At 43.6% G+C, this 12,253-nt stretch carries 4 protein-coding genes; 1 reads left to right on the forward strand and 3 read right to left on the reverse strand.

Annotated elements, in window-relative coordinates:
• Positions 1–4 precede the first annotated feature (4 nt).
• Positions 5–1,066, reverse strand: coding sequence for a UDP-N-acetylglucosamine--undecaprenyl-phosphate N-acetylglucosaminephosphotransferase (wecA, locus tag A6B40_RS05565; protein WP_025218141.1), 1,062 nt, complete (start codon positions 1,064–1,066; stop codon positions 5–7).
• A 141-nt stretch (positions 1,067–1,207) separates the two neighbouring features.
• On the opposite strand from wecA, the gene hemL reads away from it, so the two are divergent.
• On the forward strand, positions 1,208–2,488 hold the full coding sequence (gene hemL / locus A6B40_RS05570) for a glutamate-1-semialdehyde 2,1-aminomutase (protein ID WP_176671800.1): 1,281 nt from the start codon (positions 1,208–1,210) through the stop codon (positions 2,486–2,488).
• A gap of 107 nt (positions 2,489–2,595) precedes the next feature.
• Here hemL and A6B40_RS05575 read toward each other — a convergent pair whose 3' ends face one another.
• Both A6B40_RS05575 and rpoC read right to left on the reverse strand, forming a co-directional pair.
• Positions 2,596–7,593: an Ig-like domain-containing protein gene (locus tag A6B40_RS05575; RefSeq protein ID WP_176671801.1), complete on the reverse strand. Its 4,998-nt coding sequence runs from the start codon at positions 7,591–7,593 to the stop codon at positions 2,596–2,598.
• Between the two features lie 255 nt (positions 7,594–7,848).
• A complete protein-coding gene (gene rpoC, locus A6B40_RS05580; RefSeq protein WP_025218144.1) occupies positions 7,849–12,132 on the reverse strand; it encodes a DNA-directed RNA polymerase subunit beta' in 4,284 nt (1,427 codons plus the stop codon).
• Between the last annotated feature and the right edge of the window lie 121 nt (positions 12,133–12,253).

The following is a 12,253-nucleotide window of genomic DNA, read 5'->3' on the forward strand; positions in this document are numbered from 1 at the left end:
TTCCTTAGATCTGTTTACGTTTCGCACGGCGTTTTAAACGACGAACAAAGCGGGTTACACGCCAAGCATGAGTTACTGAATAGGCATAAAGTAAGAATAAGCCGATAAACATCAGCATCATCACCCATTGGTTCCAGTAATAGACTTCACCCAACACCCCTATGGTGGCACAAAAACCTGCCCAAAGCACTATCACCAATAAAGCTTGGCGAGAAGTCAAACCTGCTCGCATCATTAAATGGTGTAGGTGCAAGCGGTCAGGTTTGAACGGGCTTTTACCTTTTTTCAAACGGCGAATAATCACCGCCACCATATCAATCAGCGGAACAGCAATCAGCCATAAGCCGGTAATCGGGCTAATCGGTGAGCCTTGCCCTTGGGTACTTAACAGCAAAATCCAAATAATGGTAAAGCCGATTAGCATACTGCCCGAGTCACCCATAAAGACTTTCCATTTCGCCCCAAACAAGCTGAGATTGAACATAGCATAAGGGAGCAACACCAAAATAATTGCAAAGCACCAGTAACCGAGTGATGGCTCACCGTTAATAAACATCAACGTGCCAAGTCCGGCGAAGCTCACGCTGGAAAGCCCTGCCAGCAAGCCATCAATGCCATCCACCATATTAAACGCATTAATTACGCCAATCGTGATGAAAACAGTAAACACCACGCCGAGCCAGCCGAGTTCAATACTAAAAGGGGCGATAATTTGCCCTAAACTACTCAGCGACAAACCACTGTAAATCATCGCTCCTGCAAGTCCGGCTTGAATGCCAGCTCGTAACAACGGGCTAATATCAAAACGGTCGTCCAGCACCCCGATAATCAGCAAAATCGTGACCGCGGTGAGGTAAAGCTCCGGTAACCGCATATCTTGCCACTGCATAAAATAAAAGGTGATATTGCCGATAAACAGAGCAATCCCCCCAATCAGTGGAATCAAACCTTGATGGCGTTTGCGGAAATTTGGCTTATCAACCAAACCGACAAATTCCGCTACTGGTCGCATCACAATTAAGGCTAAAAAAGAAACAATAAAAACCGTTAGAAAAGTAAGCCACATACAGGGATTGCCTCAAAAAATGAGTCCAAAAATAGGTATGCAGGATAGCATAAGGCAACAAAATCGTAAAATTTTTTAGCGAAAGAGGAGCATTTTCATTACAATAGTAGGGAATTTTTGCAATTAAAATAAGGAATTAATATGTCTGTTTCAAAACAACTATTTGAACAAGCTCAAAAAGTGATCCCAGGTGGGGTAAATTCACCTGTTCGAGCCTTTAAGGGTGTGGGCGGTACACCAGTTTTTATTGAAAAGGCGCTGGGGGCTTATATCACCGATAGCGATGGCAAACAGTATATAGACTACGTCGGCTCTTGGGGCCCGATGGTGCTGGGGCATAATCACCCTGCAATTATTGATGCGGTGTTAAAGGCCGTACCGAATGGCTTAAGTTTCGGGGCTCCAACCGCAGCTGAAATCACCCTTGCAGAATTAGTCTGCAAATTAGTGCCGTCTATCGAGATGGTGAGAATGGTAAGTAGTGGTACAGAAGCAACTATGTCCGCTATTCGTTTGGCTCGTGGTTACACCAAACGAGATAAAATCATCAAATTCGAGGGTTGCTACCACGGGCATTCTGATTCGCTATTAGTAAAAGCAGGCTCAGGCGCTTTAACTCTCGGTCAGCCAAGCGGCCCGGGCGTGCCAGCTGATTTTGCCAAGCACACACTTACTTGTACTTACAATGATTTGGATTCGGTAAAAGCAGCATTTGAACAATATCCAAATGAGATCGCTTGTTTAATTGTTGAGCCCGTTGCCGGTAATATGAACTGTATTCCGCCACAAGAAGGTTTTTTGCAAGGCTTGCGTGAGCTTTGCACGCAATATGGTTCGGTGTTTATTATTGATGAAGTGATGACTGGCTTCCGTGTCGCATTGGGTGGAGCCCAATCTTACTATGGTGTGACACCGGATTTAACCACGCTAGGTAAAATTATCGGCGGCGGTATGCCGGTGGGAGCCTTCGGTGGCAAAAAAGAGATTATGGAGCACATCGCCCCAACCGGCCCAGTTTACCAAGCTGGGACACTTTCGGGCAACCCGATCGCAATGGCAGCCGGTTTGGCATGCTTAACCGAACTCTCAAAAGCAGGCAATGAGGAACTGCTCGCAGCGAAAACCAAAACATTAGCTGAAGGATTCAAAGCCCTTGCCGACAAACACAACGTGCCACTTACAGTGCAATATGTAGGCGGAATGTTCGGTCTATTCTTCACAGAACAGCAAGCCATCAACAACTTCCAAGAGGTGATGAAATGCGATGCAGCAAAATTCAACCGCTTCTTCCACTTAATGTTGGAACAAGGTGTATATTTAGCTCCATCCGCATTCGAAGCTGGATTTATGTCGCTGGCTCACACCGATGAAGATATTGCTCGTACGTTAGAGGCGGCAGATAAGGCATTTGCCCAACTTTAGACGTACAAGCGGTTAAATTTCGCAGAAATTTTGCAAATACACCAATAAATAATAAAAAACCCGATGTTTCCATCGGGTTTTTCTTTTTTGCACTAAACTATGTTCGCTTAAGCTAAGATAAACTTCTCTGCTTCAAGACTTTGTAAACCTGATACTACTGCAAAATTCACCGAATTTGCAACGCCGGTTGTATCGCTGTTATAGCTTAACTGACCGCTTGCTTGATCGTAGAACAGGTGGTCGTTCAAGTTCGATAAATCGTTAGCCAATGAGCCAAAGATATCTTTCGAAAGCTTGATTTTATCGCCTGTGTTAAAGTCGGTAATGATGTCCGCTTTGCCGTTTAGCATACTTTCAAACACGAAGATGTCATCTCCTGCACCACCGATTAAGGTATCTACATCTAAGCCACCAATAAGGGTGTCATTACCTTCCAAACCACGTAAGGTATTGCCGATATCATTGCCGCGTAAGATATTATTCAGATCATTACCTGTCGCCTCTTTCGCAGTCATTCCAACCAAAGTAAGGTCTTCCACGTTATCGAATAATTTATTCGCTTCGCTGAAGTCAATGATACTGTAAACGTGATCCGTACCTTCGCCGACATTTTCAGTGGCTACATCACCTGAGTTATCTACCACATAGGTATCATCGCCATTGCCGCCAAACATCAGATCAATGCCCTGACCGCCGTTGATGAAATCGTTACCCAAGCCACCTGCAATCGTATCATCGCCAGCCCCACCAAAGATGTTGTTATCAGCGTTGTTGCCGGTGAGCGTATCTTTGTAAGCCGAGCCGATGAGATTTTCAATCTGCGTACCATAGCCAATGAACGATTGACCATCAAAGTTGTAGTTACCAAACTGAGCGTGGTTTGCTGGTGGATTGGTATCACCACCGTAGTAAGTTGAGCCACGGTTATTCAAGTTACCACTTACGGTTTCGCTTGCGTCTAAACCAAAGTAGGATTTCACATCGTAATTAGTGAAGCCTTCACTGACGAAGAATTTTTTCTTATCACCACGGTAGTTCCACGAGCCTGGTGTCAAGTTCACGGTCACGCCCTCTTTCTCTGAGGAAGCATCGAAGGTATCGACCCCATTACCGTCCCAGATGTAGATGTCACCGTCAGATTTCAGAGCATCGTAAGTTTTAAAGGTATAAACATCATTGCCTTTACGATGTTCGCTGTTCACACCGAAGCGATAGTGCAGGTACGCCATATCGTACATACGCAGATCACGCATTCCCATAAATAAACGAGGGCGGTAGTACGATAAGTTCGAGTGCTCTAATGTGGCTTCACCAAGAAGATCACGGCTGTAAGCCGGGAATAATTGATGGGAGTGCCCCATATTTAAAACGTGCAAGATTTCGTGAATCGCTAACTGGAAGCTGTAGTCGCTGTCACCACCGCCTCCGCCCCAAACGATATTACCACCGGAGAAGGCATAGGCTGTCCCTGTATTACCACCGTAAATTAAGGTACCTTGACCATTAGCCGCTTCTTGCCAGGTTGCCACCTCTTCAAACACCACGTTAGACTTGCTACTGATCTCTTTAAACGCCAGTTTAAATACCGCATCTAAACCTTGTGGAGCTGCTCGTTGTGAGTTATTTAACCCTACAAAACCTTGCGTAGTGCTTGGTAACTGGCTGATTTCATCTGCCGTTACAAAGTGATATTTCACCACCATTGGGGATTGCGTTGCAGGCGGTTCGTATTTACTTAGGAAGCCCTGTCTTACACTATTAGCTCCTTCAATTAAGTGAATCGGATAGAAGAAGTTGTAGTTATCGCTGGTATGATCGATATTACGCTTCGCTCTATCTACTAAACTATGGCTCGATTTAAAGGCTTCAGAAGCCGTATTTTCAGACGTATACGCCTCAACATCTCTCACCGTGGCATCCGATTTCAAGGTAGCAGTCACGGTTTTTTCCGTATTGTCTTGCAACAAGGCACGATCTACTTCCACTTTGAAAGTTTTGCCTTCTTCTACTTGCGTAGTGAAAGTTTGGTTGCCGACTTTTACCTCGATCTCCGCACCCACCGCAATATCGCCTTTCACCGTACCGCTGATTTCTGCTTTCTCCGCAGTGAAATCTTTCACGCTGTAGCTGTTATCCCCGTTTTTCACCAAAATATCGCCTTCCAATGTGAACTGCTTCGCCGTTGGCACGAGGCGGCTAGCAGAATCCACTCGTTTAGAGCCATCTGCATTGGTAATCAACACATTCAGCACGGTATCACCGTTGTAGTAGTTTGCCGTGCCCGAACGGTTATTGGTTAACGGAGCATCAAAATCTAACGAAATCGCTTTGCCTGAAATTTGTGGCAGATCGCTGTTTGGAATATCCACATAGAAGGTTTTTTCCACGCTATTAAAGCCAACTTGGTAAGTTTTCTCACCAATTTTCACTTTCAGCATACGAATAAAACGAGCATTCAAGCCTTGATTATAAGCGTAAGCAACCGCATTGTTTAACGTACCGAACTCCGTTATCTTACCATAAATACGGGTCGTCTCAGACGGAGTGAAATCAAAGTTGTTACCAATTTTGGTAATGTTGATCTCTTTGTATAAATCCAATTCATACGGACGGCTCGCTTCGTCTGCCTCAGCAGTGTTACCTGCCTGATCTTCTGCGGTATATTTTGCTTTCACGATACGTTCGGACGATTGACGCTTAGCATTTGCCAAACTAGTTTCGCTAACGGTTACATTTACTTCAAACTTGCCGTCTATCACCTGAGCTTCAACTTCCTTCCAGCCGCCTGTACAGCTTTCGCAAGGGCAGAGAATCGTCACCGGGCCATCGCCCTCTACGTTTTCAACAATCCCTTTAATAGTGATCGAACCTCTAGCCTCAACGGAATTAATCACATCATCGTCTGCAATGCTAGTAATAGTCACTACTGGCTTCGCAATTTGAGTATCTACTGTGTACTGATGGCCCGTTGTGGCCGAATTTTGGTTTCCTGCGTTATCCTCCGCCTGAATAGTTGCCGTAAGTGGGTGACTGCCTTCGCCTGTGGCTAGCTCTTGCCCTCTTACCACTAATGACCACGTTTTATCCGCCTCATTCACCACAGCCTGACGTGATTCGCTACCAATTAATATAGCAATTTTCACTGAACCAGCTTTCACATCTCTGTCAACGGTGTAGCTGCCTTTCAAGGTGATATCGCCCTGAGATTCCACACGATTTACCACATCATCAATCGCAATATTATCAATTTTAACCGATAAGGCTAACTCGGTATCCACGCTCACTGCACGATTTGCCGTTGCAGTAATACTGTTATTCGCCGCATCGCTAGTTACTAAGGTAGCATTTACCGATTTGTGGTTCACCAACGCAATGGTACTAACAGGAATACTAAACGTCAGTTCTGGCGTTAATTGCCCTTCAACACGCACGCCGCCGACTTGCAACACAACTTTGTCGCCTGCTTTCGCTTCAGCAAAAGTGCCGTTTACTGCAGAACCTGTAATAGTAATGGTTTCTGCACGTTTTTCCACCGCATTGATAATATCGTCTGTGGCGATCTTATCAATCACAAGCGTTGGCGCTGCAATATCGGTATCTACTTTGTAATCGTGGTTTTTCACCGTACTTAAACGATTGCCTGTAGCATCAGTGGTTTCAAGAGTTGCAGTGATTTTGCGATTTCCTGCTAATAATTGACCGCTTGCATTGACTTCAAAACTTAAATCAGCTTTCAGCGTAGTTTCAAATTTCTCGTTACCAATTTGAACGGTCACTTTATCGCCAACTTTGGCATTTGAATTTGCTACATTTTCGACTGTTCCGCCAACCTTGATTGCCGCCTCGTTGCTTTCGGCAATGTTGACGATATTGTCGATTGTCACATCTTTCAATGTGATGATTGGGTTCTCTAACACAGTATCAACAGTGTAGGCTTTTTCCTCCAGTGTACTAAGCGTATTGCCTGCAGCATCAGAAGTTTCTACCGTTATCGTCACTGTGCTATTTGCTGCCAATAACTGACCGCTTGCATTGACCTCAAAACTTAAATCAGCTTTCAACGTAGTTTCAAATTTCTCATTACCAATTTGAACGGTCACTTTATCGCCAACTTTGGCATTTGAATTTGCTACATTTTCGACTATTCCGCCAACCTTGATTGCTGCCTCGTTGCTTTCTGCAATGTTGACGATATTGTCGATTGTCACATCTTTCAATGTGATGATTGGGTTCTCTAACACAGTATCAACAGTGTAGACTTTTTCCTCCAGTGTACTAAGCGTATTGCCTGCAGCATCAGAAGTTTCTACCGTTACTGTCACTTTGCTATTTGTTGCTAATAATTGACCGCTTGCATTGACTTCAAAACTTAAATCAGCTTTCAGCGTAGTTTCAAATTTCTCGTTACCAATTTGAACGGTCACTTTATCGCCAACTTTGGCTTCTGAATTGGTAACATTTGCCACCTTTCCATTTACTTTTATCACTTCACCACTTTCTGAGATATTAATGATATTGTCCGCTGTAACATCATTCAAAGTGATAATTGGATGAGCAATCTCTTTATCTACAGGCTTTGGCTCAGTTGGCGTTGTCGGCTGAACTGGCGTTGTCGGCTGAACTGGCGTTGTCGGTTCTTCAGGTGTAGTTGGATCGACTGGTTTTTCAGGATCGTTCGGTTTTGACGATTTAGCACCACCACTACCGCCACCTAAAGCAAATAAACCACCAATCAAGGCAGCAGCACCTAAACCATAAACAACTTTAGAGGATACACCTGATGTAACTTCTGTTGCAAGCACGGCCTCACGGCTTGAAGTCGCCAAACTGGCAGAATGCTCTGCTAAGTAAGCCCTGTCCTCAATCGGGTAAGTGTCGTAATAATCTTCTAAAATTAATGATGGCTGGGTTTCACCTTCAACATAAATGGCTAAATCATCTTTATTTACTTTTTCTACTTTTGGGTTAAGTACTAGCTCACCCTGCTCATTGAAAATTTGGTATTGGGTACTCTCTTCTGCTTGAATGTATTTCGTATTACCACGGCTAAGCTGCATAGTCTTTTCCGAGCCCTTAGTAACAATTTTAAGAGTATATTTCGACATTTTTAAATCCTAATATAATAAATTTTGAGCATATTAGCAGATTGAGAAACTATTTATCTAAGTTTTGAGCAATTTAATTGATTGGTAATTCAGAGGTAGGAGCAGTTAGGCGCTTGATAAGTAAGGAAATTTTCAATTTTAGCGTTATGTATCTAAAATTCAAAAATTCCTTCTCATTATTTTTCTCTATTATTTAAAAACTAAAAGCCCTCAGAACTTCCATTCTGAGGGCTTTCAATTTTTTAAAGGCTAGAACTACTCTTCATCACCTGCATTTAACATTGCCGCTAGACTTTGAGTTGCATCGTCTGCCACAAATTCAAATTCAGCTTCGATGTCTGCATCAGTAACAAATGAGTTTTCTTTTGCAGCTGGTGCTTCGTACCCAGGGGCTAGCACGATGCCTGCTTCAAGTTGTGCACGTTTTTTTGCACGAGCTTGGTGGTAAGCAAAACCAGTACCTGCAGGGATTAAACGACCAACGATTACGTTTTCTTTTAAGCCTCGTAACTCATCTTGTTTACCTGCCACTGCTGCTTCGGTAAGCACTCGAGTAGTTTCTTGGAACGATGCGGCTGAGATAAATGACTCAGTTGCAAGAGATGCTTTGGTAATACCAAGCAACTCACGTTCAAACTCAACAAGTGGTTTGCCTTCTGCTTCACGTTTGCGGTTAGCAATTTTCACACGAGCCACTTCGACTTGTTCTCCGTCTAGGAATTCAGAGTCGTAAGCATTGGTAATGGTTGCTTTACGTAACATTTGGCGAACGATAACCTCGATGTGTTTATCGTTAATTTTTACCCCTTGTAAGCGGTAAACTTCTTGTACTTCGTTTACGATGTAGTCTGTTACAGCATGTACACCACGTAAGCGTAAGATGTCGTGTGGCGTTTCTGCACCGTCTGAAATTACATCTCCACGCTGTACCATTTCGCCTTCGAATACGTTTAATTGACGCCATTTTGGAATCATTTCTTCAAACGCTTCTCCTTCAGCTGGAGTAATTACCAAGCGGCGTTTACCTTTGGTTTCTTTACCAAATGAAACAATACCTGAAATTTCCGCCAAGATTGCCGGCTCTTTCGGTTTACGAGCTTCAAATAAGTCTGCAACGCGTGGAAGACCACCAGTAATATCTTTCGTACCAACAGATTCTTGTGGAATACGTGCTAATGCTTCACCCACTGCAATTTCCGCACCGTCATCTAGGGTTACGATAGCTTTACCTGGTAAGAAGTATTGTGCCGGAACATCTGTACCCGGAATTAAGATATCGTTACCGTTGCTATCTACTAAACGTAGAGCTGGACGTAAATCTTTACCTGCAGTTGCACGTTCACCCACATCTTGCACCACGATTGATGATAAACCTGTTAATTCGTCCGTTTGACGAGTTACAGTTAAGCCATCAACGATATCGCTAAATTGGATACGACCTGATACCTCCGAGATAACTGGCATTGTATGCGGATCCCAGTTCGCTACTACTTCGCCTGCATTAACTTCTGCACCATCATGTTTCGATAACACTGCACCGTAAGGCACCTTGTAGTTCTCTTTGGTACGACCGAATGTATCAATAACTGTTAATTCAGTATTACGAGACGTTAATACGATTTTACCATCTTTGTTCGTTACAAATTTCGCGTTAGTTAACTTAATCGTACCTGCATTTTTCACTTGAATGCTAGATTCTTTCGCTGCCGCAGATGCCGCACCACCGATATGGAACGTACGCATCGTTAACTGTGTACCCGGCTCACCGATTGATTGTGCCGCAATAACACCAACCGCTTCACCTTGGTTGATTAAGTGTCCGCGTGCTAAATCACGACCGTAACATTTCGCACACACACCGTAGTCTGTATTACAGGTTACAACAGAGCGTACTTTGATTACATCAACTGATTCACGATCAACTACATCACACCATTTTTCATCTAATAAGGTGTTACGTGGAATTAATACTTCATCTGTACCCGGTTTTAATACGTCTTCTGCTACTACACGACCTAACACACGATCACGCAGAGCTTCTTTTACATCACCACCCTCAATTAACGGAGTCATCACGATACCTTCGTGTGTACCGCAGTCATCTTCGATAATGACTAAGTCTTGTGCCACGTCAACTAAACGACGGGTTAAGTAACCGGAGTTTGCTGTTTTTAATGCCGTATCCGCCAAACCTTTACGAGCACCGTGGGTTGAAATAAAGTACTGAAGAACGTTCAAGCCTTCACGGAAGTTTGCCGTGATTGGGGTTTCAATAATCGAACCATCCGGACGTGCCATCAAGCCACGCATACCCGCTAACTGACGAATCTGAGCTGCAGAACCACGAGCACCAGAGTCCGCCATCATAAAGATACTGTTGAATGACGCTTGTTTTTCCGGGTTACCTTCACGGTTGATCACTTCTTCCGTTGAAAGGTTCTCCATCATCGCTTTAGCAACACGTTCGTTTGCTGCAGCCCAAATATCGATTACTTTGTTATAACGCTCACCAGCTGTTACTAAACCGCCATTGAATTGTTCTTGAATCTCTGCCACTTCAGCTTCAGCGGCTTCAATAATCGCGTATTTTTGCTCTGGGATAACCATATCATCGATACCAACAGACGCACCTGAACGAGCAGCGTAAGCGAAACCAGTGTACATAATTTGGTCAGCTAAAACCACAGACTCTTTCAAGCCTAAACGACGGTAGCTCTCGTTGATTAATTTCGAGATCGCTTTTTTACCTAAGGTTTGGTTGAACAAACTAAATGGCATACCTTTTGGTGCGATCATCCATAAGATTGAACGACCAATTGTAGTATCTACTAATTCCGTTTTAGCAACAAATTCGCCTGCTTCATTTTTCTCGTATTCAGTCACACGCACTTTCACACGAGAGTGTAATTCTGCTTGACCTGTACGGTATGCTTTTTCCGCTTCACGAGGATCAAGGAAGTACATTCCTTCACCTTTACCGTTTACTTTCTCACGAGTCATATAGTACAAGCCTAATACAACGTCCTGAGATGGAACGATGATCGGATCACCACTCGCCGGTGAAAGTACGTTGTTGGTTGACATCATTAACGCTCGAGCTTCTAACTGAGCTTCAAGAGTTAATGGAACGTGAACCGCCATTTGGTCACCGTCGAAGTCCGCGTTGAACGCCGCACACACGAGTGGGTGTAACTGGATTGCTTTACCTTCAATCAATAACGGCTCGAACGCTTGGATACCTAAACGGTGAAGCGTTGGCGCACGGTTAAGTAGGATTGGGTGCTCACGAATCACTTCTGCAAGGATATCCCATACAATCGGCTCTTCACGCTCAACCATTTTCTTCGCCGCTTTGATGGTTGATGCAATGCCACGGCTCTCTAATTTAGAGTAGATAAACGGACGGAATAATTCCAACGCCATTTTCTTCGGCAAACCACATTGGTGTAAACGTAAGTATGGACCTACGGTGATTACAGAACGACCTGAGTAATCCACACGTTTACCTAATAGGTTTTGACGGAAACGACCTTGTTTACCTTTAATCATATCCGCTAATGATTTTAACGGACGTTTGTTAGAGCCGGTGATTGCACGACCACGGCGACCGTTGTCTAATAACGCATCAACAGACTCTTGTAACATACGTTTTTCGTTACGCACGATAATGTCCGGTGCAACTAAGTCTAACAAGCGTTTTAAACGGTTGTTACGGTTAATTACACGGCGGTATAAGTCGTTTAAGTCAGAAGTTGCAAAACGACCACCATCAAGCGGTACTAATGGACGTAAATCTGGTGGTAACACAGGAAGAACGGTCATTACCATCCATTCTGGTTTGTTGCCAGATTGTAAGAACGCTTCTAAGGTTTTTAAACGCTTAGTGATTTTTTTACGTTTCGTTTCTGAATTTGTTTCTTGTAATTCTTCACGTAACGTTTCGCATTGGTGTTCTAGGTCTAAATCACGAAGTAATGCTTGGATACCTTCTGCACCCATTTTCGCTTCAAACTCATCGCCCCAACGCTCCTCAGCATCCATAAACTGTTCTTCAGTTAATAACTGATTTTTTTCTAAATCAGTCATACCCGGTTCAGTTACTACATAGCTTTCAAAGTAAAGTACACGCTCAATATCACGCAACGGCATATCTAAAATTAAGCCGATACGGGACGGAAGTGATTTTAAGAACCAAATGTGTGCAACCGGGCAAGCTAATTCAATATGCCCCATACGCTCACGGCGTACTTTAGTTTGCGTTACTTCAACACCACATTTTTCACAGATTACACCACGGTGTTTTAAACGTTTGTATTTACCGCATAAACATTCGTAATCTTTTACCGGCCCGAAGATACGAGCACAGAATAAACCGTCACGCTCCGGTTTGAAGGTACGGTAGTTAATGGTTTCAGGCTTTTTCACCTCACCAAAAGACCAAGAACGGATCTTGTCTGGTGATGCTAAACCAATTTTAATCACATCAAAATCATCGCTTGATTTTGTTTGTGCTTTTAAAAACTTCACTAAGTCTTTCACTTTTTTGCCCCTAGGGTAGGTTTTTAAGTTCGCCCCGTTACTAAACCAGGCGAGTAAATTTTGTCTACAAGCGGTCGAATTTGTAAAAAATTTTGCAAAATTAACCGCTTGTTATTTCGTT

Source organism: Mannheimia varigena (genome assembly GCF_013377235.1).
Taxonomy (GTDB): domain Bacteria; phylum Pseudomonadota; class Gammaproteobacteria; order Enterobacterales; family Pasteurellaceae; genus Mannheimia; species Mannheimia varigena.